Source organism: Halorubrum sp. Boch-26, from assembly GCF_029889805.1.
Taxonomy (GTDB): domain Archaea; phylum Halobacteriota; class Halobacteria; order Halobacteriales; family Haloferacaceae; genus Halorubrum.
In genome coordinates, this window is record NZ_JARANT010000004.1 from 13532 (window position 1) to 40119 (window position 26588).

At 68.5% G+C, this 26588-nt stretch carries 25 protein-coding genes; 11 read left to right on the forward strand and 14 right to left on the reverse strand.

The window, feature by feature from the left end:
* Window positions 1-27: 27 nt before the first annotated feature.
* A complete protein-coding gene (locus OQF71_RS01050; RefSeq protein WP_280585218.1) occupies window positions 28-471 on the reverse strand; it encodes a hypothetical protein in 444 nt (147 codons plus the stop codon).
* Window positions 464-2341, reverse strand: a complete 1878-nt coding sequence (locus OQF71_RS01055; protein ID WP_280585219.1) for a helix-hairpin-helix domain-containing protein — start codon at window positions 2339-2341, stop codon at window positions 464-466. The genes OQF71_RS01050 and OQF71_RS01055 overlap by 8 nt, the downstream gene beginning before the upstream one ends.
* Before the next feature lie 103 nt (window positions 2342-2444).
* Here OQF71_RS01055 and OQF71_RS01060 point away from each other — a divergent pair, with 103 nt between their 5' ends.
* Window positions 2445-3119 carry an MBL fold metallo-hydrolase gene (locus OQF71_RS01060; RefSeq protein ID WP_280585220.1) on the forward strand — a complete coding sequence of 225 codons (675 nt, stop codon included), beginning with the start codon at window positions 2445-2447 and terminating at the stop codon, window positions 3117-3119.
* A gap of 32 nt (window positions 3120-3151) precedes the next feature.
* Here OQF71_RS01060 and OQF71_RS01065 read toward each other — a convergent pair whose 3' ends face one another.
* From OQF71_RS01065 to OQF71_RS01080, 4 genes are all read right to left on the reverse strand, one after another.
* On the reverse strand, window positions 3152-4300 hold the full coding sequence (locus OQF71_RS01065; RefSeq protein WP_280585221.1) for an acyl-CoA dehydrogenase family protein: 1149 nt from the start codon (window positions 4298-4300) through the stop codon (window positions 3152-3154).
* A 61-nt stretch (window positions 4301-4361) separates the two neighbouring features.
* Window positions 4362-6203, reverse strand: coding sequence for an o-succinylbenzoate--CoA ligase (gene menE, locus OQF71_RS01070; RefSeq protein ID WP_280585222.1), 1842 nt, complete (start codon window positions 6201-6203; stop codon window positions 4362-4364).
* 27 nt (window positions 6204-6230) lie between these two features.
* On the reverse strand, window positions 6231-6665 hold the full coding sequence (locus tag OQF71_RS01075) for a universal stress protein (protein ID WP_280585223.1): 435 nt from the start codon (window positions 6663-6665) through the stop codon (window positions 6231-6233).
* A gap of 144 nt (window positions 6666-6809) precedes the next feature.
* On the reverse strand, window positions 6810-7766 hold the full coding sequence (locus tag OQF71_RS01080) for a transcription initiation factor IIB (protein WP_144798575.1): 957 nt from the start codon (window positions 7764-7766) through the stop codon (window positions 6810-6812).
* 291 nt (window positions 7767-8057) lie between these two features.
* Here OQF71_RS01080 and OQF71_RS01085 point away from each other — a divergent pair, with 291 nt between their 5' ends.
* Together OQF71_RS01085 and OQF71_RS01090 are read left to right on the forward strand one after the other, a co-directional pair.
* Window positions 8058-8459: a hypothetical protein gene (locus tag OQF71_RS01085; RefSeq protein ID WP_280585224.1), complete on the forward strand. Its 402-nt coding sequence runs from the start codon at window positions 8058-8060 to the stop codon at window positions 8457-8459.
* A gap of 3 nt (window positions 8460-8462) precedes the next feature.
* Window positions 8463-9086 carry an METTL5 family protein gene (locus OQF71_RS01090; RefSeq protein ID WP_280585225.1) on the forward strand — a complete coding sequence of 208 codons (624 nt, stop codon included), beginning with the start codon at window positions 8463-8465 and terminating at the stop codon, window positions 9084-9086.
* 2 nt (window positions 9087-9088) lie between these two features.
* On the opposite strand, the gene OQF71_RS01095 is transcribed toward OQF71_RS01090, so the two are convergent.
* The 3 genes from OQF71_RS01095 to OQF71_RS01105 form a co-directional block, all read right to left on the reverse strand.
* Complete coding sequence (locus OQF71_RS01095; RefSeq protein ID WP_280585226.1) at window positions 9089-10966, reverse strand: rhomboid family intramembrane serine protease; 1878 nt, start codon at window positions 10964-10966, stop codon at window positions 9089-9091.
* Window positions 10967-11049: 83 nt separating this feature from the next.
* The gene (locus OQF71_RS01100) at window positions 11050-11328 is read right to left on the reverse strand and encodes a UPF0058 family protein (RefSeq protein ID WP_144798579.1); all 279 of its coding nucleotides are present in this window, start codon (window positions 11326-11328) and stop codon (window positions 11050-11052) included.
* A gap of 117 nt (window positions 11329-11445) precedes the next feature.
* Complete coding sequence (locus OQF71_RS01105; RefSeq protein ID WP_280585227.1) at window positions 11446-11664, reverse strand: cell surface protein; 219 nt, start codon at window positions 11662-11664, stop codon at window positions 11446-11448.
* A gap of 272 nt (window positions 11665-11936) precedes the next feature.
* On the opposite strand from OQF71_RS01105, the gene OQF71_RS01110 reads away from it, so the two are divergent.
* Together OQF71_RS01110 and OQF71_RS01115 are read left to right on the forward strand one after the other, a co-directional pair.
* Window positions 11937-12587, forward strand: coding sequence for a molybdopterin-dependent oxidoreductase (locus tag OQF71_RS01110; protein ID WP_280585228.1), 651 nt, complete (start codon window positions 11937-11939; stop codon window positions 12585-12587).
* A 67-nt stretch (window positions 12588-12654) separates the two neighbouring features.
* Window positions 12655-14016 (forward strand): isochorismate synthase, encoded by a 1362-nt coding sequence (locus OQF71_RS01115; protein ID WP_280585229.1) that lies wholly within the window; start codon window positions 12655-12657, stop codon window positions 14014-14016.
* 20 nt (window positions 14017-14036) lie between these two features.
* Here the strand turns inward: OQF71_RS01115 and OQF71_RS01120 are convergent, their stop codons facing one another.
* Window positions 14037-14777: a PAC2 family protein gene (locus OQF71_RS01120; RefSeq protein ID WP_280585230.1), complete on the reverse strand. Its 741-nt coding sequence runs from the start codon at window positions 14775-14777 to the stop codon at window positions 14037-14039.
* Between the two features lie 123 nt (window positions 14778-14900).
* On the opposite strand from OQF71_RS01120, the gene OQF71_RS01125 reads away from it, so the two are divergent.
* Together OQF71_RS01125 and OQF71_RS01130 are read left to right on the forward strand one after the other, a co-directional pair.
* Complete coding sequence (locus OQF71_RS01125) at window positions 14901-15851, forward strand: RsmB/NOP family class I SAM-dependent RNA methyltransferase (protein ID WP_280585231.1); 951 nt, start codon at window positions 14901-14903, stop codon at window positions 15849-15851.
* A complete protein-coding gene (locus tag OQF71_RS01130; protein WP_280585232.1) occupies window positions 15848-16393 on the forward strand; it encodes a hypothetical protein in 546 nt (181 codons plus the stop codon). The genes OQF71_RS01125 and OQF71_RS01130 overlap by 4 nt, the downstream gene beginning before the upstream one ends.
* Window positions 16394-16471: 78 nt before the next feature.
* On the opposite strand, the gene OQF71_RS01135 is transcribed toward OQF71_RS01130, so the two are convergent.
* The 3 genes from OQF71_RS01135 to OQF71_RS01145 all read right to left on the reverse strand — a co-directional run bounded on the left by OQF71_RS01135 (window position 16472) and on the right by OQF71_RS01145 (window position 18875).
* On the reverse strand, window positions 16472-16729 hold the full coding sequence (locus tag OQF71_RS01135) for a hypothetical protein (RefSeq protein ID WP_280585233.1): 258 nt from the start codon (window positions 16727-16729) through the stop codon (window positions 16472-16474).
* 13 nt (window positions 16730-16742) lie between these two features.
* Complete coding sequence (locus OQF71_RS01140; RefSeq protein ID WP_280585234.1) at window positions 16743-17276, reverse strand: DoxX family membrane protein; 534 nt, start codon at window positions 17274-17276, stop codon at window positions 16743-16745.
* A gap of 84 nt (window positions 17277-17360) precedes the next feature.
* Entirely contained in the window at window positions 17361-18875 is a 1515-nt protein-coding gene (locus OQF71_RS01145) for a DUF790 family protein (protein WP_280585235.1), read from the reverse strand.
* Between the two features lie 87 nt (window positions 18876-18962).
* Between OQF71_RS01145 and OQF71_RS01150 the strand changes: the two genes are divergently transcribed.
* A complete protein-coding gene (locus OQF71_RS01150) occupies window positions 18963-20705 on the forward strand; it encodes a tRNA uridine(34) 5-carboxymethylaminomethyl modification radical SAM/GNAT enzyme Elp3 (RefSeq protein WP_280585236.1) in 1743 nt (580 codons plus the stop codon).
* Between the two features lie 240 nt (window positions 20706-20945).
* Here the strand turns inward: OQF71_RS01150 and OQF71_RS01155 are convergent, their stop codons facing one another.
* The gene (locus tag OQF71_RS01155) at window positions 20946-21995 is read right to left on the reverse strand and encodes a transposase (RefSeq protein WP_280585237.1); all 1050 of its coding nucleotides are present in this window, start codon (window positions 21993-21995) and stop codon (window positions 20946-20948) included.
* 210 nt (window positions 21996-22205) lie between these two features.
* Here OQF71_RS01155 and rqcH point away from each other — a divergent pair, with 210 nt between their 5' ends.
* From rqcH to purF, 3 genes are all read left to right on the forward strand, one after another.
* Window positions 22206-24407, forward strand: a complete 2202-nt coding sequence (gene rqcH / locus OQF71_RS01160) for a ribosome rescue protein RqcH (RefSeq protein WP_280585238.1) — start codon at window positions 22206-22208, stop codon at window positions 24405-24407.
* A 72-nt stretch (window positions 24408-24479) separates the two neighbouring features.
* Window positions 24480-24863, forward strand: a complete 384-nt coding sequence (locus OQF71_RS01165; RefSeq protein ID WP_280585239.1) for a DUF5820 family protein — start codon at window positions 24480-24482, stop codon at window positions 24861-24863.
* 148 nt (window positions 24864-25011) lie between these two features.
* Window positions 25012-26511 (forward strand): amidophosphoribosyltransferase, encoded by a 1500-nt coding sequence (gene purF, locus OQF71_RS01170; RefSeq protein ID WP_280585240.1) that lies wholly within the window; start codon window positions 25012-25014, stop codon window positions 26509-26511.
* The last annotated feature ends 77 nt before the right edge of the window (window positions 26512-26588 follow it).

Genomic DNA, 26588 nt, shown 5'->3' on the forward strand with positions numbered 1-26588 from the left:
CGGGTCCCCGCCCCTTTTACTTAGCAGTCAGCCGAGCGCGGTCACGTCGACCTCGCGGGACTCGTTATCGACCTCGATCTCCACCGCGTCGACGACCGCCTCCCGGACGCGCTCGCGCCACGATTCGACCGCCTCGGCGTGGCGCTCCCGCCGCGTCTCGACGTCGGCGTCGGGGTGTGTCGCCGCCGTCTCGTCGACTTCGGGGTACGCGGGGACCTCAGTGACAAGGTCTCGGGGGTCGACGTGGATCGGGACCGCGGAGCCGTCAGCGCCATCGCCCGTACCGCCGTCGGGCGCGTCCGCGTCGACCGCGTGCAGTCGGGCGCGCATCCGCCCCGAAAACGGCGGCGTCACGCGGAGGACGACCTCGCGGTCGCTCCGGAGGGTCGCTTCGAGCGCACTCGCGACGTCCTCGCGGTGGACCGCGATCGACCGGATCCGCTCGGGGCCGTCAGCCGGACCGTCAGTCATCGCCACCCGTCCACTCCGCGTCCGAGAGGGTGCGCTGGACGGCCTCCTCGCCGACGGCGCCGGCGAGGTGCTCGAAGCCGGCGCGGACGCCGCGGTCCTTCGCGTTCGCGACGAGCCGGGACACGATAAACTCCGGCGTCGACTTGCCGACCGTCCCGAAGCGCGGCTGGTAGTCGACGCGCAGTTCGAGGTCGTTCGTGAGCCCCTCCGCGAAGATCCCGTCGATCCGGGCGGCCTCGGGGAGCGGGCTCAGGTCCTCCGCGAGGTGCGTGACGTACACCCCGAGCGCGCCCCGATCGACGGTGAGCGTCACGAGCCCGTTCAGCAGGTCCGCGGCCCGTCCCGGCTCCGTGATCGCCTCGAACTCGTCGACGAGCATCAGCGTCCGCCCGTCCTCGACCAGCGGCGGGACCACCGACTTCAGCGTCGACTCCAACACCCCGGCGTTGAACGAGGCGTGCCGGCGATGGAAGACGATCCGGTCGAACGCGCCGACCTCCGCCGACTCGGCCGGCACCGGGAGCCCCATCGACGCGAGCAGCGCGACCGCGCAGACGGTTTCGAGAAGCGTCGTCTTCCCGCCCGAGTTCGCCCCCGTGAGCACGCTCACGCGGTCGCCGGTCGGCGGCGCGTCGGCCCTCGCGACGCCCGCGTCGTCCGCGAGCGTGTGGCTCCCGACCGCGTACGACACCGGCTGCACCTCGCCGGCGATGAAGGGGTTTCGGGCGTTTCGCACCGCGATCCCGTCGTCGACGAGGGTCGGCCGCACGAGGTCGTAGGCGGCCGCGAACCGCGCGAGCGAGAGCAGGAACGCGGCGTCCGAGACGACGGCGACCGCTCGGGCGACGTCGCCGCGCTCTCCGCCCCCGCCTTCGCCGTCTCGGTTTTCGTCCTCGCCGTCACCGTCCTCGCCGTCCCCGCCTTTCCCCGTTCCCACGCCGCCGATCCGCTCGCGGATGTCGGCGGCGACCGTCTCCTCCCGCTCGGCGACCGCCGCTTCGAGCTCCGCCACGAGGTCGCGGAGGGTGGCCGAGACGAAGTCGGCGGCGTCGAGCGCGTCGTCCGGCGCGACCGAGCGCACCGTCGCCGGGTCGACCCCGGTCTCGCTCGCGACGTGGTCGACCGTCGCGGCTTCAAGCGCCTCGAAGTCCCGCAGCGAGCCGTCTCGGACCGAATCGAGCACGTCGAACGCGGAGTTCGCCAGCTCCTCGGCCGCGTCACGCTGATCGCGGAGGCGGTCCAACTCCTCGTCGGCGCCGCGGGCGATCTCGAACTCTCCGTCGCCGCCGACGCTCGTCGGGTCTATCGGGCCGCGCACGTCCGCGAGGGCGTCGGCCGCGTCTCGCAAGGCCGCCGCCTCCAACTCGCCGACGGCCTCGAACGGGCCGGTGTCGAGCCCCGCCTCCCGCAGCGCGAGGGCGGTCTCGACGGCCGCCAGATCGGACCCCTCGGCCTCGTCGTACGCGTCGAACGCCTCGGTCACCCGTTCCCGGTCGGCCCCGGCGAGCCCCTCCCACGCGTCCCGCGCGGCGACCACGCTGTCGAGTCGGGCCTCGACCGCATCCCGGTCGGTGAGCGGCGTCAACACCCGGATCCGGTCGGCGGCGTGGGCCGTCACGGCGTGGCCGGCGGCCAGCGAGAGCAGGTCGTCGTACACCGAGCGAGTGTCCCCCGTCGCGAGGACGTCCATGCCAGCCTCTCCGTTGGCGCGGCGGAGGATCCGGGTGGCTCGCCCGCGATGGAGCCCGGCATCGACGAGCGCCCGGACGTCGGCCGCCTCGATAGCCTCGACCGCTCGCGAGGTCCCCAGCGCCGAGACGAGCCGTTCGCTCGTCTTCGGGCCGATCCCCCAGTAGTCCTCGAGTCGCATATGACGACGTATCGGCGCGGCGTCTTGGCGTTTTCGTCGGGAGGCCGATCCCGCGGCGTCTCCGGCCGCCAGCGTCAAACCCCGCCGGTCGCTACGGCAGTCCATGGCGACGGAACTCGCGGACGGAGTGTGGCGGTTCGAGCTGCGCGGCGTCAGCGCCTACCTCGTCGACGACGACGTGCCCACGCTGGTCGACGCGGGGACGCCGTGGGACGAGGCGACGGTCCGAGACGGGCTCGCCGCCGCCGGCGTCGACCTCGCGGATATCGGGCGGGTGCTGCTCACCCACTACGACCTCGACCACGTCGGGACGCTGGCGGCGCTGACGCCCGAGCTCGACGCCACCGTGTACACCGGCGCGTTCGACGCGGCGATCCTTCGGGGCGAGCGGTCGCCGCCGCTGCGGAACCACAAGGGGGCGTTCCAGCGGCTCGCCGGGGTGTTCACGACGCTGCCCGACCTCGAGGTCAAGGCGGTCTCGGACGGCGAGCGCCTCGGCTCCTTTACGGCCTATCACACGCCGGGTCACACCCCGGGCCACGTCGCGTACGTGAGCAAGGAAGTCGGCGTCGCGCTGCTCGGCGACCTCGTCTCCGAGTCCGACGGCGTGCTCGACCCTTCGGAGTGGCTCATCAGCTACGACACGGACGCGGTGCTGGAGAGTATTCGAGACCTGTCGGACCGCGCCCCACCCTTCGAGGTCGCCTGCGTCGGTCACGGCGACCCCCTCACGTCGAGGGGAAGCGAGGCGCTCGCGGCGCTCGCGAAGCGGATCTGAATCGTAAAGCGGAACGCCCCCGAGACCCCGACCTACCGCGACTGCCGGTAAATCAGGTTCCGCTGGATGTCGTTCGCGCCCTCGTAGATCACCGGGATACGCACGTCGCGGTAGACCCGGGCGATCCGGCGGTCGGCGAGGATCGAGCGTCCCCCGTGGAGCTTCATCCCCTTCTCGGCGCAGTCGGTCGCGACCTCGGTGGACTTGGTCTTCGCCAGCGCGGCCCAGTAGCCGGCGTTCTGGTTATCTGCGACCTTCTCGCAGGCGCGCCAGTTGAGCGCGCGCGCCGACTCGAAGCCGATCCGCATATCCGAGAGGGTGTGCTGGACCGCCTGGAACTCGTTGACGGTGCGTCCGAAGGCGTTGCGGCCGTGGACGAACTCCTCGGCCTCCTCGATGGCGGCGGCGGCGAGTCCGAGCCCGTGCCCGCCGACCACGATTCGACCGTGGTTGAAGAAGTCCGCGAGGACGTAGAAGCCGCCGCCTTCGCTACCGACGACGTTCTCCTCGGGGACGAAGCAGTCCTCGAAGACGATGTGCCCCTGCTTGGAGGCTCGCATCCCCATCTTCTCCGGGATGTGCTCCGCCTCGTACCCCTCCGAGTCAGTCTCGACGATGAACAGCGTGTAGTTCGAGTAGCGGTCGTCGCTCTCGCCGGTCTTCGCGTAGACGGTGAGCCAGTCGGCCTCGACCGCGTTGCCGACCCAGTACTTCTCCCCGGTGAGCTCGTATCCGCCCTCGACTTTCTCGGCCTTCGTCGTCATTCCAGCGAGGTCCGAGCCGGTCTCGGGCTCCGAGACGGCGAGCCCCGATATCTGGTCGTTCGCCGCGACGGGCCGGAGGTACTCCTCCTTCTGCTCGTCGGTGCCGTACTGCTCGACCATCTCGGCGCCGAAGCTCGCGAGCTGGAGGGTGAGCGCGATGCCGGCGTCGGCGCGGTAGAACTCCTCCGCGATCGCGAGGACCTGTGCGAGGTCGAACCCCTTCCCGCCGTACTCCTCGCCGATGTCCTGCGCGACGAGCCCGGCGTCCATCCCGGCCTCCAGTATCTCCCACGGGTACTCCCCCGACTCGTAGTACGCCTCGGCGTTCGGTGCGATGTGCTCATCGGCGAACTCGCGGGCCTCGGTCTTCACCTCGCGCGCGTGCTCCGGCACGACGCTGTCGTCGAGTAGGTCCATGTCCTGTCCGCGGGCTCCGCGGTCAAAACGTCCGTGGAACAACGAGAAACAGCGGGAGAGTTTATTTTTCGGTCCGCGTCTCTTCAGCGTCGGTAACATCGCCGCCGCTCTCGTCGGTAACCTCGTCGCCGCTCCCGTCACCGTGGTCGGCGGCGTTATGATCGGGATCGTCCTCTGGGTTGTCAGCGGGTCCCTCGTCTGCGTCACCGGGGTCGCCGTCGGCATTACCACCGGCGTCATCTCCCGCGGAGTCGACATCGGCTGCGTCTTCGCCCTCGTCGTCCCCGTCAGCTTCGACGTCGGGGGGATCGGTCGGGTTCGCGGGCCGGAAGCCCGCCGTCTCCAGTTCGGACTCCGAGCCGCCGTTCAGCTCGTGACCGCGCTCCTGCAGCACCTCCCGCGCGGCCTCCCGGTCGACCGTGCCCGAGACGGTCCGCGGGAGCTCGTCGACGAGCGCGAGCGTTTTCGGGACCTTGAACCCGGTGAGCCGCTCCCGGAGGAACGAGGAGAGAGCCGACTCGTCCACCGTCCCCTCCGTTCGGTCGCCGACCGCGAGCAGCGCGCCGACCCGCTCGCCCCACACCTCGTCGTCGAGGCCGACGACGGCGACGTCCTCGATCTCGTCGAACCCGCGGAGCACGTCCGTCACCTCGCCGGGTTCGACGTTCTCGCCGCCGGTGATGATCCGGTCGTCGAGGCGGTTGACCACGTAGAGGTAGCCGTCCTCGTCGACCCGTCCCACGTCGCCGGTGTGGAGGCCGTGCGGACCGAACGCCGAGCGGTCCAGTTCGATGTCCGCTTCGTCGTCGGCGTCGGGCGAACGCTCGAGATACCCCGGCGTCACCGTCGGGCCGTCGACGACGATCTCCCCCGTCTCGCCGGTCTCGACCGGCGCGCCGCCCTCGTCGACGACCGTCACGTCGGTGCCGAACAGGGGTCGACCGACCGTGCCGAGCCGACTCTTCGTCTGTCGCGGGGTCGCGGTCGCGATCTGCGAGGCCGACTCGGTCATTCCGTAGGTGGGATACACCGGGACCGAGTAGTCGCGACAGCGCTCCAGCAGCTCGTCCGGCGCCGGCGCGCCCCCGAGCAGGACCACGCGGAGCGTGTCCGAGAGGGTGCCGCGCCTGTCGAGCATCCGCTCGAGCATCGTCGGCACGAGCGAGACGCCGGTCACGTCGTACGTGTCGAGGTCGTCGGCGGTGCCGCCGGCGTCGAACCCCTCCCGGAGCACGAGCGTCGTCCCGTACAGCGCAGAGCGGTAGACCGGCGCGAGCCCGCCCATGTGGTGGAGGGAGAGAGAGACGAGCCAGCGGTCGCCGGGGTCGACTCCGAGCCGGAACGCGGAGGCGACCGCGGAGCTGTACACGTTGCCCGCGGTGAGCGGGACCGGCTTGGGCTCTCCCGTCGTCCCCGAGGTGAAGAGGATACAGAGGTGATCGGAGAACTCCCACTCGGGCGGCTCGACCGGCGCCGGTTCGACGTCGTGGACGGCGGTGACGGTCGCGTCGGTCGGGTCGTCGACGGAGAACACGGGCGTATCCGCGGTCCCGTCGACGGCCGCCAGCGCGTCGTCCTCGGTGGGCTCCGCGCAGACGACGGCCGAGAGATCCGCTCGCTCGATCCGTGCCGAGAGCTCTCTCGGCGTGAGCTCCTGCCCGAGCGGGACGAACGTTGCCCCGATTCGCATCGCCGCGTGGACCAAACCGACGGTTCCGACGTACGGCGGGGTGATCACGCCGAGTCTGTCGCTCGACTCGATCCCGTGGGCGACGAGACGCCCGGCCGTCTCAGAGACGAGCCGGTCGAGGTCCGTGTACGTCCACGTTTCGCCGTCCTCGGCCCGTATGAGCGCCGCGTCGTCCGGCGAGGCGGCGACCCGCTGTGAGAGCCAGTCGCGCACGGGGGTCACCCCCGGCGCGGGGGCGACTCACTCATCGTCCGAGTGTCGAACGGTGAGTACCGGCACGTCCGACGTCCGGACCACCCGTTCCGTGACGCTGCCGAGAAGGTACCGGTCGAGGCCCTTCCGGCCGTGCGTCCCCATCACGACTATGTCGATGCCGTGCTCGTCGACGTAGTCACGGATCGAGCGGTACGCGGTTCCCGCGGCGACCGTCGTCTCGCAGTCCACGCCCGCGCGCTCGGCGGCGTCCGCGACCCGCCGCGTAGCCTCCCTGCCCTCGGATTCGAGGGCGTCGACGACGACCTCGGCGCCGGCCTCGAGCGTCGAGTACGCCGCGCCGTCGACGACGTACAGCGCGTGAAGCGTGGCGTCGTACCGCCCGGCGAGGTCGATCGCGTGCTCGATGGCGGCGTCGGATGCAGGGCTGCCGTCGGTCGGAACGAGGATCTGCGAGTACATCTTACGACTCGATACGCTCGGTACCGATTAAAAACCCGATCACGACGGATCGTTCTCGGAACGATCGCACGACTGCACTGTGACAAGGAACTCCCCCGCGAGCCTAATCGCACCGCGAAAACGCCGTCGAGGCCCGCCTCGTCGCTAGCGAAAGCCCATCGCTTCGATCTGCTCTTGGTACCGGTTGCGGATGGTGACCTCGGTCACCTGCGCGACGTCGGCGACTTCGCGCTGGGTCTTCTTCTCGTTGCAGAGCAGCGAGGCGGCGTAGATCGCGGCGGCGGCGAAGCCGGTCGGCGACTTGCCGGAGAGCAGCCCCTGCTCGGCGGAGACGTCGATGATCTCCGTCGCCTTCGACTGGACCTCCTCGCTCAGCTCTAGGGAAGACGCGAAGCGCGGGACGAACTGTTTGGGGTCGACGGGCTTCAGTTCTAACCCGAGCTCCTGAGAAATATAACGGTACGTCCGGCCGATCTCCTTCTGTGGTACCCGCGAGACGTCGGCGACCTCGTCGAGCGAGCGGGGGATTCCCTCCTGTCGGCAGGCGGCGTACAGCGCGGCGGTGGAGACGCCCTCGATCGACCGGCCTCGAATCAGGTCCTCGTTCAACGCTCGTCGATAGATGACGGAGGCAACTTCGCGTACCGACCGGGGAACGCCGAGCGCGCTCGCCATGCGGTCGATCTCCGAAAGCGCGAACTGGAGGTTGCGCTCGCCCGCGTCCTTCGTGCGGATCCGCTCTTGCCACTTGCGCAGCCGGTGCATCTGCGACCGCTTCTCGGAGGAGAGCGACCGTCCGTACGCGTCCTTGTCCTTCCAGTCGATCGTCGTCGTCAGCCCCTTGTCGTGCATCGTCTCGGTGATGGGGGCCCCGACGCGCGACTTCGACTGCCGCTCGGAGTGGTTGAACGCTCGCCACTCCGGCCCGCGGTCGATGTTCCGCTCGTCTAACACCAGCCCGCAGTCCTCACACACGAGTTCCTGATCGGCGTCCGTGACGATCTCTTCCGACTCGCACTCCGGGCAGGAGAGCGTTTCCGTCTCGTCCGACTCTCGCTCTGTGTTCCGCTCCTGTTGGCGCTGGCGGCTCGGACGTTCCATTATAAGGTTTCTGGTTATTGCCGCATTTAAACCTTTGTCCCGGATCCGCCGGCGTCGTCGGCCCGTCCCGTTTCCGCGCAACTGGACTCAAACGAATTTTCAAGCGCTCAGGAGCTCGTTTACGTTATCGTTTCGTCACCGCTGCCGCGTTCTCAGACAGCGAGAACACCGCGTGTCGAACACGAAACGTGACCGCCGTGGCGGGTCACATTTCCGGCGAGGCGCTCGCACCGATCTATTACCATCAAACATTCACAAAGACTTTTGTATAACTATAACATATTAGCGGTCATGAGCACGACGCAGTCCGACGCGATCGAGGGGACGCTCCGCGGCTGTCGACCCGCGGAGATCGATCCGATCGTCATCGACGCCGCCGACCTCGACAGCACCGCGCCCGAGCACCTCCGCGATCTCAAGGCCGAGCTCTCGGCCCGCGGCTACCAGCCGGCGACGCTGTCGGTCGAAGCCCGTTTCGACTGCGAGGACACGCTCGCGACCCAGCGCGAGGCCGACCGACTCCGCGAGTTCGTCCGCGCCGCGTCGTTCCTCGGTGCCGGTCGGATCGAGGTCCACCTCGGCGAGGTCTCGGACTCGAACGCCGCGGAACCGGCGCTGTCGGCGCTGGCCGAGCGCGCCAGCCGCGAGGGGGTCGAGCTCGTTCGGGCCGACGCCGACGCGACCAAGGCCTGACGGATGGCGTCGAAGCGCTCGCTCGCGACGAAGCTCGGCGTCGTCGCCGGGTTCGAGAACCCCCGTCTCGCCCTCGAACAGTATCCGACGCCGCCCGAGCTCGCCGCCCACGTCGTCCACCTCGCGGACCTCCACGGCGACGTCGACGGCCGGACCGTCCTCGATCTCGGAACCGGAACGGGGATGCTCGCGCTCGCCGCCGCCCTGCGCGGTCCCGCCCGCGTCTTCGGCGTCGAGCTCGACCGCGACGCGTTGAGCACCGCGACCGCCAACCAGCGCCGGGTGGCCGCGAGCGCTCCCGTCCACTGGGTCCAGGCCGACGCGACCCGACTCCCGCTTCACGTTCCGGACCCCGTGACGGTCGTCATGAATCCCCCGTTCGGCGCGCAGGACGGAAACCGGAACGCGGACCGCGGATTTCTGTCGACGGCGAGCCGCGTCGCGACCGTCTCCTACTCGGTCCACAACGCGGGGAGCCGGGAGTTCGTGGAGGCGTTCGCGGCCGATAACGGCGGTGAGGTGACCCACGCGTTCGCGGCCGACTTCGAGATCGACGCCCAGTTCGATCACCACGAGGACGCGTCGCGCGACATCGACGCCGAGGTGTACCGGATCGAGTGGGCGTGAGCTTATTGGCGCCCCTCGTACCGCTCCCGCGTCGCGATCCGCACCCGCGTCTCTCCGCGCTCCGCGAAGACGGCGTCCGCCTCGCGGACGAACGCGACCCCGCGTAGCGTCACCGTCTCGTTGGCTGCGGGGATCGCCGCCCGCTCGGTCTCGCCCGCATAGGCGGCGCGTAGCTCGAACCCGCCCCCTACGGCCGCGACCGTGACGTTGCGTCCGTCGATCCGCGGCTCCGCCCGCGCCGGCTCGCTCGTGAACAGCGTCGAGCGCGTTTCGTTTCGAACAGCGTCGACTCGGTACGTCGCCCCGCCGTTCGCCGCCACCCATCCCACTCGTTGGACCCAGACGGTCTCTCGCCACCCGGTCCCCCCCACGTCGACGGCGCGGTAGCCCCAGAAGGCGAGGTTCCCGCGCGACACCGCCGTGGTCCAGATCTCCCGGTCCGCGTTCTTCACGATCACCCCCGAGGTGTTGACGCTCGTCGACCGACCGAACGCCTCGACGTCGACGACGTTCACCGTCTGGTCCTCGACGTTCTCCGCGTACGTCACCCGGTATCCCTCGACCTCGATCGGGTCGCCCGGCAGGTCGCCGTCGTCGACGACGACGAGGTTCGGGACCACTCCCGGCCCGGCGACGACCGCCAGCGCCGACGCGAGCAGCAGGAGCCCGACCGCGGCCGGCGTGGCGGATCGGATCGCCCCGCGGATCGTCTCGGGCTCCGGGACGGCCAGATCGTGACGAAACGGCTCGTCTCGCCCCGCGACCGCGAGGGCGACGACCGCTGCGAGGACAGCCAGCAGCCCGAACCCCAGCGCCCGATACAGCTCGTACCGCTCGTTCCCGAGGTACCAGTACACGGCCCAGAGACGGCGGGAGGCGCCGAAGAGGAGGATGGCTCCGAACGCGACGAGCGCGGTCGTTCGCCGGTCGTCCGTGGCGACCGCGAATTCGGTGTCGCCGTCACCGTCGACCGCCCTCCGTTCTCGCCGACGGACGAGCCACAACGCGGCGAGAACCCCCCCGATGAGCCCGAGCGCGTGGCCTTGGATCGCGACGTTCGCCCACCCCGGCGGCCCGTAGGCGCCGCTCGCTCCGGCGGTGACGACCGGGTTCCGGAGGGTCTCGTAGGCGACGTTCACCAGCGTCGCGCCCGTGAGCGCCGCGATCGTTCCGACGGGATGGAAGACGAGCGCGAACCCCCACAACGCGAAGACGACCCCCGAGAACCCGATCACCGGTCCGAGCGCGAACAGCGACGCGATGACGCCGAACAGCGCCATCGACCCCGGCACGATCGCAACCGCGCGGACGTACGGGTTCTCGGCGAGCGAGCGAGCGTCCGCCCCCGACGCGGCCGCCGAGAGCGACGAGAGCGTCGGGAGCCGGAGGTCGGAACCGACGGCGGCGAGCCCTTCGGACCGAACCCGTCGCAGCGACGCGCGCGAGGGCAGTGCCCCCCGGAGCGTCCCCGTCTCGTCGTCCACGTCCCGACCCCTCGGGAAGTGCCCGTAGGCGTACTCGGCGATCCCCCCGGCGACGAGCGTCGACAGGAGGTTCCCCGTGATGTGTCCTCGGTCGGCGTGTGCGAAGCTCGACCAGAGGAGCCCCTCCGGGTAGAGGTACGACCACGACCGGAACGGGATCACCACCGGCCGACTCGGGTTCTCCAAGCCGCTCTGGACGAAGAGGTACACCCCGACCACGCCGGCGACGGCGACGAGCGTCCCCCACGGCACGCCGAGCAGGAGACGCGAGCGGAGCGCGCGGGTCCACGCGCCGCTCGGTCGGTCGATCCCGTAGACGACCGCGAGCGCCACGGCGACGAGCGCGCCGCCGACGGCGAGGTGGGCGGCGTCGGACGTCAGCGCCTCCGCGACCATGTGGGAGAAGGAGCGGTCGACCGCATATCAATCCGCGGGTCGCGGGGGCCGAAGGCGTCCACCGTCCCGGCGCGACGGCGTCCTCAGATCTTGCTCTCGGCGTCGTCCGCGAGCTCCTCCATCCGCTTGCCGACGCGGCCGGCGGGCGAGAACTCGTCCTCGCTCATCGCGTTCGCCAGCGCGTTGCCGAGCACGAACACGGCGTGTTTGTGCTCGCTCTTCGACTTGTGGACGTGCGACGGGTCGACTTCCAGCTCGTCGTACGGGTCGAACAGCGAGCCGTCGACGGTTTCGTGCGAACGGAAGTGCTCCATGATCGTCACCATCTGTTCGTGGAGTTCGAGGAGTTCGTCTTTGTGCATGCCCCGTGATACGGGCCGTAGTCCCTTTAAGCGTTGTTGAGGGGTATACGCACGGCTCGCGGGCGGTCATCGAACGTGAACGAACAGGAGGCGGGAGTCGCGAGGTCGGCCGCCGGCTCAGAACACGTACTCGTCTTCGTGTCCCATCATGCCTTCGTCCTCGAACCCGCCGGAGTCGTCATCGTCGTCTCGCGGACCGCTCGTCTTAAACGCCTTAATTCCCGTCGACAGGAGCTCCTCCACCGCCTCTTCCCGGTTGAGGAACTCCCCTTCCTCGACCATCTGGGCGATCTGCATCTCCAGATGCTCCGGCACGGTTATCTCTACTCGTGGCATTTCCTGCCCGGGAGTAATGGCAATGGGTATATAAATGTGGCGTCGGAGATACGAGTATGAGAAAGCTCTCCCCGGCAATTTTGAAAATCGAGTTTAAAAATTTGGAAGTATATCTTTAATATATAAACATTCTCGTCGTCCAGCGACACGTCCCACCGCGCTCGGGCCTTCTCTTCTCGAACAGCGACATCCGCTGAGAGTGAAGCACCTGCCGTACCGGGAGCGCGATACGGAGCGATACGCATACGTGGGCACGAGCCCAACCTCGGTACATGACCGGATCCGGCGCCCCGGACGCTGCGGCCGAGACCGACGCCGACGCCGAAACCGCTGCCGAGGATCTCACGGGACTCTACCGAGAGTACGGTGACGACCGACTCCCTCCGGGCCAGCGCGAGACCGACCGCTTTCCGGTGCTTTCGAAGAGCGGGACGCCCTCGTGGGACCCGGAGACGTTCGCGTTCGATGTCTGGGGCGCCGTCGACGAGCCCCTCGCGTACTCCTTGTCGGAGTTCCGCGAGCTCCCGGCCGTCACCCAGCGACAGGACTTCCACTGCGTCACGGGATGGAGCAAGTTCGACTGCGCGTTCACCGGCGTCGAGTTCGCGGAGATCGCCGACCGAGCCGGAATCGGCGACGACGTCGAGCACGTCCTCTTTCACGCGCTCGACGGCTATACCACGAACCTCTCGCTCGACGAGTGTACCCGCGACGGCGTCCTGTTCGCGTACGGCTACGACGACGGCGACCTCCCGGCGGACCACGGCGGCCCGATCAGGGTCGTCACCCCGCACAAGTACGCGTACAAGGGTTCCAAGTGGGTCTCGGGGGTGGAGTTCCTCACGGAGAAAGAGCTCGGCTACTGGGAGAAGCGCGGGTACAGCGACACCGCAAATCCGTGGAACGAGGAGCGGTACTGCTGACGATCGGCGCCCGCCTCGACCCCCGCGATAGTCAGGATAAAGGGGCCGCGGTACCCAGTCACGTGTAATGGAACGGGCGCGTTCGACGTCGGCTCCGCCCCTCGTCAGCCGCACGACCCCGATCGACGCGCCCTCGTTCGCGGCCGCCTTCGATGCCCTTTCGTCGCCGCGGACGACGTGGTGCGCCCCGGACGACGCCCTCGTGCTCGGGAGCGGTGCGGCCGCGACCCTCACCGCGAGCGGCCCGGGGCGGTTCGCCGAAATCCGGAGCGCCGCGGCCGACCTCTTTGACTCCGGCGACGTCCACGCCGGCACCGAGGCCGCCCGCCCGAGGGTCTTCGGCGGCTTCGCCTTCCACGAGGGGGCGTGCGACGGCGACCCGTGGGGGCCCTTCCCCGAAGCGCGCTTCGTGCTCCCGCGCGTCCAACTCACGTTTGCGGACAACGGCACGTGGCTCACGGTGAACGCGGCCGGGTCGGACGTCGACGTCGACGCGGTCGAGGATCGGCTCGGCGAGGAGTCCGAGCGCCTCACCGCGATCGACGGCGGCGCGGCCGACCCGCCGCGCCCCGGCATCGTCGAAACGCGTCGGACCACGAGCCGCGAGGCGTGGCGCGAGAGCGTCGAGGCCGCGGTCGACCGCATCCGCGGCGGCGACCTGCGGAAGGTCGTGCTGGCGCAGGCCTTAGAGGCGGATCTGGCGACGCAGTTCCCCCGATCCGCGACGCTGGAGCGCCTCGCGGGAAAGTACCCGCACTGTCACCGGTACTTCTTCGAACCGGACGAGAGCGGGAGCGCCTTCTTCGGCGCGACCCCGGAGCGGCTCGTCTCGCTGCGCGGGCGGACCGTGGAGACCGACGCGCTCGCGGGGACCACCGGTCGGGGAGAGACTCCCGAGGAGGACGAGTGGCTCGCCCAAGAGCTGCTCGAGGACTCGAAGAACGTCCACGAACACGAGCTCGTCGCCGACACCGTCCGCGAGCAGCTGGAGCCGTTCGCGGCCTCGGTCTCCGCCGGGGACCGCCGCGTCCGTCGGCTCGCGACGGTCCAACACCTCCACACGCCGATCACGGCCGAGCTCCGCGACGACCGCCACGTGCTCGACCTCGTCGAGGCGTTACACCCGACTCCCGCCGTCGGCGGGCTCCCGCCGGACCGCGCCTTGGAGACGATCCACGAGACGGAGCCGTTCGACCGCGGCTGGTACGCCGCCCCGGTCGGATGGATCGACGCCGCCGGCAACGGCGCGTTCGCGGTCGCGATCCGCTCGGCGGTCGCGACGCCCCGGCGAGCGACCCTCTTCGCGGGCGTCGGGCTCGTCGCCGACTCGGACCCCGACCGCGAGTGGGACGAGATCCAGCTCAAGTACCGACCTATCCTCGACGAACTGGAGGCGGGAAACGGGGGGGCTGGCTCGGCGGACGACTGACGGTTAGCGATCCCCGCCGACTACTGGAACATCTTCAGCGGCTCCGCCTGCGAGCTCTCCTCGGTGGCCTGTTGCATCCGCTCGGCGAAGGCCCGTTTCGCATCCCGGATCTCGGTCGCCTGGTCGACGAGTCCGTCGGTCGGCGTCTCCGTGCCCGCGATCGGATCGATCCCGTTCTTGATGAGAATACGCGCGGCCTCGGGGTCGGGGAACTTCGGGTCCGACTCGACGACGAGGCCGACCGCGTCGCGGCCGCGTTCCAGCGACTCCGCGAGCATCGCGCCCGTGGGTCCCGAGATGAGCCCGGCCTCGGGCGGGTCCTCCACCTCGGCGCGGTCGAGCCGATCGCCGCCCTCGCCGGTCGCTATGCCGTAGATCGCCGGCGGCGCCTCTCCCTTCTCGCGGCCGAGCCCGGAGAGGTAGACCGGAAACACGGCGGTCTCCGCGAACCAGCTCTCCAGGCAGCCCGCGACTTCGGTCGCGGCGCCGGGGTTCACCGGCACGTCGCTCCGGAGCGCGACGAGGTCGCGTTCCGCGTCGGCGTACAGCCGGACGGGCGTCGTCAGCGCCCGGTCGTCCTCGCGGTAGACGGCCACCCGCGGGAGCCCGTCGCAGTGGACGTTCGCGTAGTGGTCCATCTCGTGCGCCTCGATCATGTGGTCGGTCGCGATCTTGCCGACGAGACCGACGCCCGGGAACCCTTCCACCAGCGTCGGCTCGTTCAGGGATAGCTCGTCGTCGATGACGGAGATTCGTGCCATACGTCCGCGTACTCCGGGTAGCGACCTAAAGGTGGGGCGCGAGGGGAGGCCAATGACTCAGAGGGAACGACCGCGCCGCCCCCGTCCCGAAACCGACTAACGGGCCGACGCGAAAGGGAAGCCATGAATCCGTTAGCGCGGTACGAGCCGCTCGTCGACGACGCGGCGGCGTTCCGCGCGGCCTGCGATCGGCCGCTGCCGTCGGTCGTCCGCGTGAACGAGATGGCGGCCTCGCCGGCCCGCGTCCGCGAGGCCTTCGACGAGGAGGGCGTCGCCTACGAAGCCGTGGAGTGGCACGACGGCCTCTTCAGGCTGCCAGACGGGAACCCCGGCGGCAACTGGCCGTACGTTCACGGCTGGACCCACGGGCAGGAGGAGGTGTCCGTACTCCCCGGACTCGCGCTCGATCCGCGGCCGGGCGAGCGGGTCTGGGACGCCTGCGCGGCGCCCGGCAGCAAGACCACCCAGATCGCGGACGCGATGGACGACGAGGGGACCGTCGTCGCCAACGACAACAACCTCGGGCGGCTCTCCGCGCTCCGCCACAACGCCGAGCGCCTCGGGATCACGAACGCTATCGTCACGAACCAGGACGCGCGCAACTTCTCGACGAAGCCGCTCGCGTTCGACGAGTTCGACCGCGCCCTCGTCGACGCCCCGTGTTCCTGTGAGGGAACCTGCCGAAAGAACCCGGACGTCGTCGACCAGTGGACGCTCGACCACGTCCACGGCGTCGCCGGGATCCAGAAGGGAATCTTGGCGCGCGCCGTGCAGGCGACTCGCCCCGGCGGGACCGTCGTCTACTCCACCTGCACGTTCGCGCCCGAGGAGAACGAGGCGGTCCTCGACCACGTCCTGGAGGCGGAGGACTGCGAGATCGTCGCGTTCGACCTCCCGCTCGACGCGGCCCCCGGCGTGACGGAGTGGGAAGGGGAGACCTACGACGAGTCGGTGACGCGCGCGAACCGGATCTATCCCCATCACAACGACACGGGCGGGTTCTTCTGCGCGAAGCTTCGCGTCGGTGGGGAGGCCGGGGACGGTACGGGAGACGACGAGGAGGTGGCCGCATGAGCGACGACGCGGACTCCGACGACGCCCCGACCAACGACGGCCAGCAGTTCGACCGGCTCCCGGAGACCCCCGACGACCGCGAGGTCGAGGGGCGAGCGAGCAGACGGGAGGTGCTCGACTGGTTCGAGGAGCGGTTCGGTATCGACGCGGGCGTCTTTGAGGGGTACAGCTTCTGGGAGAAGGGCGCGGGGAAGGTCTGGATATTCAACGGCGAGGCGACCGATCCCAGCGAGGTGGAAGCGATCGGGATGACTTTCCTCCGGACTCGACAGGAGCACTGGAAGCCGACGAGCCGGGCGGCCACTCGATTCGGGTATCACGCGACGAAGAACGTCATCGAACTGGACCCAGAGCAGGCCGCCACCTTTGCCGCCGGCGACGACCAGGACCTCCCCGAGTGGGACGGCGATTGGGGGTATCTGATCGCGACCCACGAGATCGCCGGCGAGTCGGCGCCGATCGGCGTGGGGCTGTACCTCTACGACGAACTGCGCTCAGTGGTACCGAAGGGGAGCCGCGCGGACCTGCCGGTCGTGGCGTAAGCGGCTGTCGTCGGCTTCGATAAAATGTCGATCCGTCGGAGCGCTGCCCACTGGCGGCGCTTCACCCGGCCGTAGGCCTCAGATCGACGTGTCCTTCGGCGGCTTGGTGGCGAGGTTGCTGATCCCGTACGCCGCCAGCAGCAGCAGTCCGAGCAGGATGGTGTACGACCGGACGCTGAGACTGATCAGCGTCTCGTGGACGACCTGTCCTTCCCCCGTCACCGGATGGGGCGCTCCAGCGACGATCTCCAACAGCCCCATCCCGACCGTGCCGATCAGGATGAGCGCTCCGCCGCCGTACAGTCCGACTCGTTCCATTGTAGTGAGTTCGCTCATTGTTGTCTCCTCGTTAGCCGATGAAGTACCGCAACCGCGGATTGTTCTTGACGATCGATGTCTCCGCGAGGTAGGCGTCGACGCCGAGTACGCGCCCGGCGCCGAGCGTGGCGATCATCGCGAAGATCAACAGCCCCAGCAGGTCACCGGTGATCACGCCGTGAGCCCAGCCGCCGGTCTCGCCGTTGATGAAGTAGAAGAACGTCATCAGGAACGCGCCGAAGAACGCGGCGAGCCGCGTCAGCGCGCCGAGGATCAGCCCCAGCCCGATCAGGGTCTGCCCGAGCGGGACCATGATGTTGGTGAACGACAACAGGATCCCGTCTGAGAACAGCGTGACTATCGGGCCGAGGCTCGTCTGTGCCGCGGCCCCGCCGACGAACCAGCTCGCGTCGAACGGCCACGCGAGGAACTTGTCGAGCCCCGCGTGCAGGAACCACCAGCCGACGATCAGTCGCATCACGACGAGCCAGTAGGCGAACCGCGACTCGTCGACCGGGAACGATACGTCTCTGCCTAGCAGCTGCGTTTGGATATTCGTACTCATGAGTGTCCTCAGTCGGATGATTCGCTTATTATGATATATAAATCCATCTTCATTGTCAACTACGAGTAATGTGCGAGTACCGCTCTACTCTTTCCGTTTCACCGTCCCGCCCCCGAGGCCCTCCCACTCGACCCGGTACCCGAGCGCCGAGAGGATCGCGCTCGCGTCGTCGACTCCGTACCCGTCGAGCGTCACCTCGACATCGGACAGCGCTGCTCCGTCCGCGATCTCGTCACCGACCCGGTCGAGGACCGCGGGCCGGACCAGCGTCCGACCCACGAGCTCGTGCTCGGGAAACGGGCCGTCCTTTACCGCCGCCTCGCTCACGCCGTGTCGATCGGCGAGGTCGCTCAGCGGAAGCACGTCGTCGTCCGGATCGAAGGCCGCCGGGAGGGCGGCGGCGGCGTCCGCGACGAACTCGGCCTCGTACTCGCGGAGCACGTCGACGATATCTTTCACGCGGACGGTACCGGAGTACGTCACGACGCGGTGGTCGCGCGCGGCGATCTCCTCGCCGACGCCGAGGTTCTCGTCGACCGCGACCAGCAGGTCCACGTCCTCCACGTCGGCGAGCTGGCCGAGCTTCTTCGCGACGTATTCGGGGGTCCAAAAGCCCATCACCTCGAAGAACAGCCGGAAGTCGGCGTGCTCGTAATCGAACGCGAAGTCGGGGATCATCACCCGCGTCCCGGTTTCGAGCGGCTCCGGCTCCCGGACGAGCGTCCAGTCGAAGTCGAGCCCGCGGAACCGCCCGGCGAAGTCGGCCTCGACCCCGCTGTCGAAGTCGGGCTCCGCGACCGGTTCGACGCCCGGAACGGTCACGTCGCCGTCGGAGAGGCGCATGGTGCGCTCGCGCCCGCGGTCGTCGATGGTCGCCGACAGCCTCCACTCCGCCGACTCCGCGACGGTGCGGAGCAGTCGGGCGAAGGCGGTCCCGTAGCGACGGGTGCGCGAGAACAGTGCGTTCGGGCCGGTGACGACCAGTTCGCGACCTTCTGGCGTCTTCTCCAGCTCGTACATCAGCCGGAGGCGCTTGACCGCCGAGACGAGTCGCCTCGGGTCGTTCGATCGGATCCGAACCTCGGTGGCGTCGAAGAGGGCGGTCTGCGCCAGAGAGAGGTCGTACTGCGCTAAGAGGGAGTCAGGGTCCCACCGCACGTCGGCGTCGACGAGGACTTCGTTGACGTCGCGGTCCGCGTACAGCGACGATTCCACGACCCCCGGGTCGATCCCGAGCGCGTCGGCGGCGCGGTCGACTGCGGTCTCGCGCTCCGATTCGCTGGCGACGCCGAGCGCCTCCGCCGCCTCGAACGCGGCGCGGCGGACGCGGCTCGGCGGGACCGGCGCTCGCGTCTCGAAGACGCACTCGCGCTCGACGAGCGCCGCGAGCCCGCGAACGAGCTTGAAGTCGCCGCCGGCGTCGGCGGCGTCGGCCTCCAGCGCCGCCAGCGCGTCGTCGAGGTCGCCGCGGCGCTCCCCGACGTGAGACTCGAAGGTCCCGAGCACCCGCGCCGCGAGCGGGCGGTGCTCGCGGCTCGCGAATCGCGGGCGGTATCCCCCGCCGGCCCGGGAGACGCGCAGGAGGTCCTTGCGTAACACGGCGACGGCTACGCGAGCGCCGGCCTAAAACCGGCCGGTTCGCGCGGTGCGACACCCTTAACTCCGAAACCCGTCGATCGGAGCGTAATGAGTACCGACGCGGCGAGTGACGCGGACGCCGGCAGTGAGGGCGACGGCGAGGGCGGGTCGGACGGCGACGAGCCCGAGGCCTTCGTCCGCACCTGCGAGCACCTCGTCGACCGGATCCTCGCGGGCGAGATCGACCGCGACGACCTCGAGTCCGCCAAGCTCGACGCCTGCTCGGAGTTCGGTTCGCCGAAGGTTCCGAAGAACACCGAGATCCTCGATCACGCGCCCTCTGAGGCCCGCGACGACGTGATCGAAGTGGTCCAGCGGAAGCCGGTCCGGACCGCCTCCGGCGTCTCGCCGGTCGCGATCATGACCTCGCCGAAGCTCTGCCCCCATGGGAAGTGTCTCTACTGTCCCGGCGGGCCGGCCTCAGAGTTCTCCTCGGCGCAGTCGTACACGGGCCACGAGCCCGCCGCGGCCCGCGGGGAGCAGAACGATTACGACCCGTACGGGCAGGTCACCCTCCGGCTCGAACAGCTCCGGAAGATCGGCCACCCGGTCGACAAGGTGGAGCTGATCCTCATGGGCGGGACGATGACCGCGCGCTCGCACGACTACCAGGAGTGGTTCGTGAAGCGCGCGCTGCAGGCGATGAACGACTACGACCTCGACAAGGAACCCGAACCCGCCGAGGAGGAGTCGTTCGCGCCGGCTCCCGCGGAGACCTCGTTCGAGTACCTCGAAGACGTGATCGCGGAGAACGAGACGAACGCGATCCGGAACATCGGGACGACGTTCGAGACGAAGCCCGACTGGTGTGACCCCGAGCAGATCGACCGCATGCTCGATCTCGGGGGGACCAAGGTGGAGGTCGGCGTCCAGACCACCTACGAGCGGATCAACCGCGAGATGCACCGCGGGCACGGCAACGAGGCCTCCCGCAGCGCCAACCGCCGCCTGCGCGACGCCGCGTTCAAGGTCGGGTTCCACATGATGCCCGGCCAGCCGGGGATGACGCGGGAGATGTGCGTCGAGGACTTCCGGCAGCTGTTCGAGAACCCCGACTGGCGCCCGGACTACCTCAAGATCTACCCGACGCTCGTCGTCGAGGGGACTCGGGTGTACGACCGGTGGCGACGGGACTCGTTCGAGCCGCTCTCCAACGAGGAGGCGGCCGACGTCGTCGCCGAGGCGATGGACCAGATCCCGAAGTACACGCGGCTCCAGCGCGTCCAGCGCGACATCCCCGCCGACTTTATCGAGGGCGGCGTCTGGAAGTCGAACCTCCGGCAGCTCGCCGACCAGCGGGCCGAGGAGAAGGGGATCGTCCAGCGCGACATCCGCGCCCGCGAGGTCGGCCACAACGACGCCGACCCGGACCCGGACGACGTCGAGCTCGACGTGGTGACTTACGAGGCCGGCGGCGGGACGGAGCATTTCATCTCCTTCGAGGACCCCGTCCGCGACCTGCTCGTCGGCTTCTGTCGCCTGCGGTTCCCCTCGTTCGCGCCCGACCAGCCCGGCGCGCCCGGGTCCGAGGACGACGCGATCCGGCGCGAGCTGGAGGACGCGGCGCTGATCCGCGAACTGCACGTGTACGGCACCGAGGTCGCCATCGGCGGCGACGGCGACTGGCAACACCGGGGATACGGCACGAAGCTCCTCGAACACGCCGAACAAATGGCCCGCGACGCCGGCTATCGGAAGATGGCCGTCATCTCCGGGATCGGGGCCCGAGAGTACTACCGGAACAAGCTCGGCTACCACCAAGACGGGCCGTACGTGTCGAAGCGGCTTTGACATCCTCCCCGCCCTAAAGGGCGAGGATTCCACGAAGTGGATATTCAGGTTGCGCGTTTCCTCGGTTCTCAAGTACGCTTTCGCGTGGAACGTCAAAGGTAGCCGTCCAGTTGTGACCAAGGACGTGCGTTACAGCGCGTACAGCCCTATCAATGGGGCCTTCCTCCCCGCATACAGCGGGCGTCAACGACGGCGGGTTCTTCAGCCCGCGAGGTAGCACGGTTCGACTCGCCCGAAGCGTTAGCCCGTGCATGGTTCACCCTCCCGTTGTGCAATATTCTCCGAAGCGTTCAGGTCGGCGTGGCGTCCACGATCACACTCTGAACACGAAAAGTGGTCTCCATCACGGCTTCCCATCGAACCACACACCGAACACCGTTGACTGGTGTGGTATGCATCGACTTTCTCGACACGGATACCAGCGCGTTCGGCTTTGTACGTGATGAACTGTTGGAGTTGGTGGAAATGCCACGAGTGGACGCCCGCCCACGAGCTGTTCTCGCGGATGCCTTCGAGGTCTTCCATCCGAATGACGGGATTCTCGAACTGTTCCGCGAACGTGATGAGGCGACGGGAGAGTTTGTGGTTCAAGTCCGTGATTCGACGCTGTTCTTTGTCACCCACACGGTTACGTGCGCGAAGCGCACTCGCTTCCGAAAGCGAATCGCGTAGGGAACGATATTTGCGTCGAACATATTTCGCCTCACCACCAGACACCAGCATGGACTCGTCTTCACCGTATGCCGTCACCGCGAGGATGTGGCGTTCGCCAATATCAACGCCGATGGGCGTCTCACCCGACGTATCGGTGTCGTACTCAGCGTTGAACGTACAGTACCAGTCATCACCACGACGATACACTTGAAGCCGTGTCTTGTCGGCGTCACCTTCGACCAGTTGGTCTACGGGATCGGCAATGTCGTCGTACACTTCAATGGGCGTGTACCACCATTGGGAGACGCACGGGAAGCCGACGACAACCGTGCCGTTCTCGGTTGTGTCGAGTTCCCAGTTCTGGTTGTTGACGGCGAACGGCTGACTTTCTCGGTAGCGAACTTCTCCGTCCTTGTTGTGGTCGGATTTTGCCTCTCGAATGGCTTGGTTCTGGATAGCCGAGTAGAGGTCGTTGTCAATGCTGGCTGTGGTCACGGACTTTCCGAAGTCGCCGTTCTTCCATCCGTCGATACAGAATCGCTTGGTGTCACGGTAGAGTCGAGTGGCGCGTTGCCACTCTTTGCGCCGTGAGAGGGATGGATTGTGGAACTTCGCGGTGACAGTCACCGTGACCATTACAAATGTAATTAGGTGTGTTATCTTAAATATATGTTGGAATATCAGGCCGTGCTATCGTCGGTGGCCCGTGTCATTGACTGTCGGACTCATCCCCGTCCTGAAGGGCGGGGCTTTCTCCTTGTACTTCCGTAACCGCCTCCGGTGCGACCACTCGGTCGACCGTCACCACAACGACATCCCTTTTTCCGGGCCGCCTGTTGGGACGGTATGGACCAGAAGCGGGAGCTGTCGAGCATCGACCTCGCGGCCCTCGTCACCGAGCTCAATCGGTACGAGGGCGCGAAGGTCGACAAGGCGTACCTCTACGACGACGACCTGCTCCGGCTGAAGCTCCGCGACTTCGACCGCGGCCGCGTCGAGCTCATGATCGAGGTCGGGGACACCAAACGCGCCCACGTCGCGGACGCCGAGCACGTCGCGGACGCCCCCGGCCGCCCGCCGAACTTCGCGAAGATGCTCAGAAACCGGATGTCCGGCGCCGACTTCGCGGGCGTCGAGCAGTACGAGTTCGACCGGATCCTCACCTTCGAGTTCGAGCGCGAGGACGAGAACACGACGCTCGTCGCCGAGCTGTTCGGCCAGGGCAACGTCGCCGCGCTCGACGAGACCGGCGAAGTCGTCGGGTCGCTGTCGACCGTCCGGCTCAAGTCTCGGACGGTCGCGCCCGGCTCGCAGTACGAGTACCCCGCCTCGCGGCTCAATCCCCTCGACGTGAGCCTCGGCGGGTTTAAACGACACATGCGCGAGTCCGACAGCGACGTTGTGCGGACCCTCGCCACGCAGCTCAACCTCGGCGGGCTCTACGCCGAGGAGGTGTGTACCCGCGCCGGCGTCGAGAAGGAGACGCCCATCGACGAGGCGACCGACGACCAGCTCCGCGCGCTCCACGAGGCGCTCGAACGGATCGGCGACCGGCTCCGCTCCGGCGACATCGATCCCCGAGTGTACGAGGAGCAGCTGGGCGGCGAGGGAGGCGGGTCCGACGCCGACCGCGATCCCCGCGTCGTCGACGTTACGCCCTTCCCGCTCTCCGAGCACGAGGGGCTCCCGAGCGTCGGCTTCGACTCGTTCAACGCCGCCGTCGACGAGTACTTCTACCGGCTCGGAGGCGAGGAGACCGACGCGGGCGAGGCCCCGGCGGACGCCAGCGCGTCTCGGCCGGAGTTCGAAGAGGAGATCGCCAAACAGGAGCGCATCATCGAGCAACAGCAAGGGGCGATCGAGGGGTTCGAAGAGCAGGCCGAGGCGGAGCGCCAGCGCGCGGAGCTGCTGTACGCGAACTACGACCTCGTCGACGAGGTGCTCTCGACGGTTCGGGACGCCCGCGAGAACGAGGTCCCGTGGGACGAGATCGCCGAGACCCTCGACGCGGGCGCGGAACGGGGTATCCCGGCCGCGGAGGCCGTCGTCGACGTCGACGGCGGCGAGGGGACGGTGACGGTCGGGCTCGACGCCGAGAGCGACGACGACGGCGACTCGGTCAGGATCGAACTCAACGCGGACGACGGCGTCGAGGTCAACGCCGACCGGCTGTATCGGGAGGCGAAGCGGATCGAGGGGAAAAAGGAGGGCGCGATGGAGGCGATCGAGTCGACTCGCCGCGAGTTGGAGGCGGTCAAAGAGCGCAAGGCGGAGTGGGAAGCGAAGGAAGCGGCCGACGACGAGACCGGCGGAGGCGACGGCGCCGACGGCGGAGACGGAGACGAGGAGGAGTACGAGACCGACTGGCTCTCGCGCCCGTCGGTCCCGATCCGGAGCCCCGACGACTGGTACGACCGCTTCCGGTGGTTCCACACCTCGACGGGTTACCTCGTCATCGGCGGGCGCAACGCCGACCAGAACGAGGAGCTCGTCAAGAAGTACATGGGCAAACACGACCGGTTCTTCCACACGCAGGCGCACGGGGGGCCGGTGACACTGCTGAAGGCGTCGGGCCCCTCCGAGTCGGCCGATCCCGTCGACTTCGCCGAGGAGACGCTGCGGGAGGCCGCGCAGTTCGCCGTCTCCTACTCCTCGGACTGGAAGGACGGCCGCGGCGCGGGCGACGCGTACATGGTCGAGCCCGATCAGGTCTCGAAGACCCCCGAGAGCGGCGAGTACATCGAGAAGGGGAGCTTCGTGATCCGCGGCGACCGAACCTACTTCGAGGACGTGCCCTGCCGGATCGCCGTCGGCGTCCAGTGTGAGCCGGTCACGCAGGCCATCGGCGGGCCGCCGTCGGCGATCGTCGACCGCGCGGCGACGAGCGTCACCTTCGAACCGGGGATGTACGCGCAGAACGACGCCGCGATGATGGCCTACCGGACGCTGAAAGAGCGGTTCGCCGACCAGTCGTTCGTCCGGAAGGTCGCGAGCGCGGACCAGCTCCAGGAGTTCATTCCGGCGGGCGGATCGGACATCGTCGACTAAGGGGCCCGCAGATCGCCGCCGCGCCCGCCGCCGGAGCGCGACCCTTTCATGCCTCCGCGCCCGATTCCGCCCATGAGCTTCGAGGCGCTCCCCGACGGCTGGCGGGTGTGGAACGAGGAGCCGAGCGGACGCGCCATCCTCGTCTACCGTCCGGACGTGTTCGACGGCGACGACCTCCCGGCCGAGTGCCTGCCGACGATCTACCTCACGAACGGCGCGCGAACGGCCCGCCCCGGATCGGGGCAGTACGCGACCGACGAGTGGCACGTCGTCCTCTTCTTGGAACCCGAGGTCGAGGCGGTCTCGGAGACCCGCGACGACCGCGAAGCCGGCTCGGCCGCGGCGGTCGAGATCGCGGAGCGGTTCGCCGCCGGCGACGTGGACTACCGCGCCGCCTACCAAGTGCCGCGCGAGGCCTACTTCGAGCGGTTAGACGAGTGTGTCGACGGGGAGTGATCGGGGTGTCGACGACGAGTGAGCGAGGCGAGCCGGTCGGCCGGTCTTCCGATACCGATCCGTATTCGTGGATATATTTTCTGTCGAAACTCCCGATAGCACCACGAACACGAGGATTTTTATCGCCTCACGCCCCATCCTCGCGTACATGAACGCCGGTGGGGATAACACCGCTGACGAGCCGCGAGAGAAGTGCGGCGTCGTCGGCATCTCGCTCGCTGACCGCGAGGCCGCACGGCCGCTGTACTACGCGCTGTACGCGCTCCAACACCGCGGCCAGGAGTCCGCGGGGATCGTCACGCACGACGGGTTCCAACAGCACAGCCACGTCGAGCGCGGGCTCGTTGGCGACGCGTTCGAGAAGGGCGATCTGGAGTCGCTGTCGGGCGGGACCGGAATCGGTCACGTCCGGTACCCGACCGCCGGTAGCCTCGACAAGAGCTGCGCGCAGCCGTTCTCGGTCTCTTTTAAGTCCGGCTCGCTCGGGCTCTCGCACAACGGGAACCTCGTGAACGCCGGCGAGGTACGCGAGGAGTTGGCCGCGGCCGGCCACGCGTTCACCTCCGACGGCGACACCGAGGTGATCGCCCACGACCTCGCGCGCAACCTCCTCGAAGAGGACCTCGTGCGCGCCGTCAAACACACGATGAACCGCATCCACGGCTCCTACTCGCTGGCGATCACCCACGACGACACCGTCCTCGGCGTGCGCGACCCCCTCGGGAACCGTCCGCTGTGTCTCGGGAAGGTCGACGGCGGTTACGTGCTCGCCAGCGAGTCGGCCGCCATCGACACCCTCGACGGGGAGCTCATCCGAGACGTACGCCCGGGTGAGCTCGTCGTCCTCGATCCCGACGGGTCGGGGTACGACACCTACCAGCTCGTCGAGCGCGAGTCGACCGCCCACTGCTTCTTCGAGCACGTCTACTTCGCGCGCCCCGACTCCGTCATCGACGAGAACCTCGTGTACGAAGTCCGCCGCAAACTCGGCCGCAAGCTCTGGAAGGAGTCCGGCGTCGAGTCGGACGTGGTGATGCCGGTGCCCGACTCCGGGCGGGCGTTCGCCTCCGGCTACGCCGATGCCGCCGGCGAGACGACCGCGGACGGCGAGCCTCGTCCGGAGGGCGACGCCGGCATCGAGTTCGCCGAGGGGCTGATGAAGAACCGGTACGTCGGGCGCACGTTCATCATGCCGACGCAGGACGAGCGCGAGCGCGCGGTCAGGCTGAAGCTCAACCCGATCCGATCGACCGTGGAGGGGAAGTCGGTCACTATCATCGACGACTCCATCGTCCGCGGGACGACCTCGACCCAGCTGGTCGATCTCGTCCGCGAGGCGGGCGCCGAGGAGGTCCACCTCCGGATCGGCGCGCCGGCTATCCTCGCTCCCTGTTACTTCGGCATCGACATGGCGACCCGTGAGGAGCTGATCGCCGCGGACGCCTCGACCGAGGAGATACGTCAGGAAGTCGGCGCCGACTCCCTGTCGTACCTCTCGATCGACGCCGTCGCCGAGTCGCTCGGCGAGAGCCGCGCTGACCTCTGTCTCGGCTGCGTCACCGGCGAGTACCCCTTCGACGTGGAGGGGGAGGAACGCGACCGCGACCTCGACGCCGTCACGTCCGATCCCACGCCGGCGGACGACTGATCCGGTCGCCGACTCGCGTTCTCGCACCGTGAGCCCAGAATCGGGAATTTAAATACGCCCACGCCGGGAGGTACGCG

Coding starts and splice junctions, on each gene's coding strand:
- OQF71_RS01130 (WP_280585232.1), top strand. CDS start 15,848: ATGAGCGACGACGCGGACTCCGACGACGCCCCGACCAACGACGGCCAG.
- OQF71_RS01065 (WP_280585221.1), bottom strand. CDS start 4,300: ATGGACCTACTCGACGACAGCGTCGTGCCGGAGCACGCGCGCGAGGTG.
- OQF71_RS01075 (WP_280585223.1), bottom strand. CDS start 6,665: ATGTACTCGCAGATCCTCGTTCCGACCGACGGCAGCCCTGCATCCGAC.
- OQF71_RS01135 (WP_280585233.1), bottom strand. CDS start 16,729: ATGAGCGAACTCACTACAATGGAACGAGTCGGACTGTACGGCGGCGGA.
- OQF71_RS01155 (WP_280585237.1), bottom strand. CDS start 21,995: ATGGTCACGGTGACTGTCACCGCGAAGTTCCACAATCCATCCCTCTCA.
- OQF71_RS01100 (WP_144798579.1), bottom strand. CDS start 11,328: ATGCACAAAGACGAACTCCTCGAACTCCACGAACAGATGGTGACGATC.
- OQF71_RS01055 (WP_280585219.1), bottom strand. CDS start 2,341: ATGCGACTCGAGGACTACTGGGGGATCGGCCCGAAGACGAGCGAACGG.
- OQF71_RS01095 (WP_280585226.1), bottom strand. CDS start 10,966: ATGGTCGCGGAGGCGCTGACGTCCGACGCCGCCCACCTCGCCGTCGGC.
- OQF71_RS01115 (WP_280585229.1), top strand. CDS start 12,655: ATGGAACGGGCGCGTTCGACGTCGGCTCCGCCCCTCGTCAGCCGCACG.
- OQF71_RS01085 (WP_280585224.1), top strand. CDS start 8,058: ATGAGCACGACGCAGTCCGACGCGATCGAGGGGACGCTCCGCGGCTGT.
- OQF71_RS01050 (WP_280585218.1), bottom strand. CDS start 471: ATGACTGACGGTCCGGCTGACGGCCCCGAGCGGATCCGGTCGATCGCG.
- OQF71_RS01150 (WP_280585236.1), top strand. CDS start 18,963: ATGAGTACCGACGCGGCGAGTGACGCGGACGCCGGCAGTGAGGGCGAC.
- rqcH (WP_280585238.1), top strand. CDS start 22,206: ATGGACCAGAAGCGGGAGCTGTCGAGCATCGACCTCGCGGCCCTCGTC.
- OQF71_RS01060 (WP_280585220.1), top strand. CDS start 2,445: ATGGCGACGGAACTCGCGGACGGAGTGTGGCGGTTCGAGCTGCGCGGC.
- OQF71_RS01105 (WP_280585227.1), bottom strand. CDS start 11,664: ATGCCACGAGTAGAGATAACCGTGCCGGAGCATCTGGAGATGCAGATC.
- OQF71_RS01090 (WP_280585225.1), top strand. CDS start 8,463: ATGGCGTCGAAGCGCTCGCTCGCGACGAAGCTCGGCGTCGTCGCCGGG.
- OQF71_RS01120 (WP_280585230.1), bottom strand. CDS start 14,777: ATGGCACGAATCTCCGTCATCGACGACGAGCTATCCCTGAACGAGCCG.
- OQF71_RS01140 (WP_280585234.1), bottom strand. CDS start 17,276: ATGAGTACGAATATCCAAACGCAGCTGCTAGGCAGAGACGTATCGTTC.
- OQF71_RS01110 (WP_280585228.1), top strand. CDS start 11,937: ATGACCGGATCCGGCGCCCCGGACGCTGCGGCCGAGACCGACGCCGAC.
- OQF71_RS01165 (WP_280585239.1), top strand. CDS start 24,480: ATGAGCTTCGAGGCGCTCCCCGACGGCTGGCGGGTGTGGAACGAGGAG.
- purF (WP_280585240.1), top strand. CDS start 25,012: ATGAACGCCGGTGGGGATAACACCGCTGACGAGCCGCGAGAGAAGTGC.
- OQF71_RS01080 (WP_144798575.1), bottom strand. CDS start 7,766: ATGGAACGTCCGAGCCGCCAGCGCCAACAGGAGCGGAACACAGAGCGA.
- OQF71_RS01125 (WP_280585231.1), top strand. CDS start 14,901: ATGAATCCGTTAGCGCGGTACGAGCCGCTCGTCGACGACGCGGCGGCG.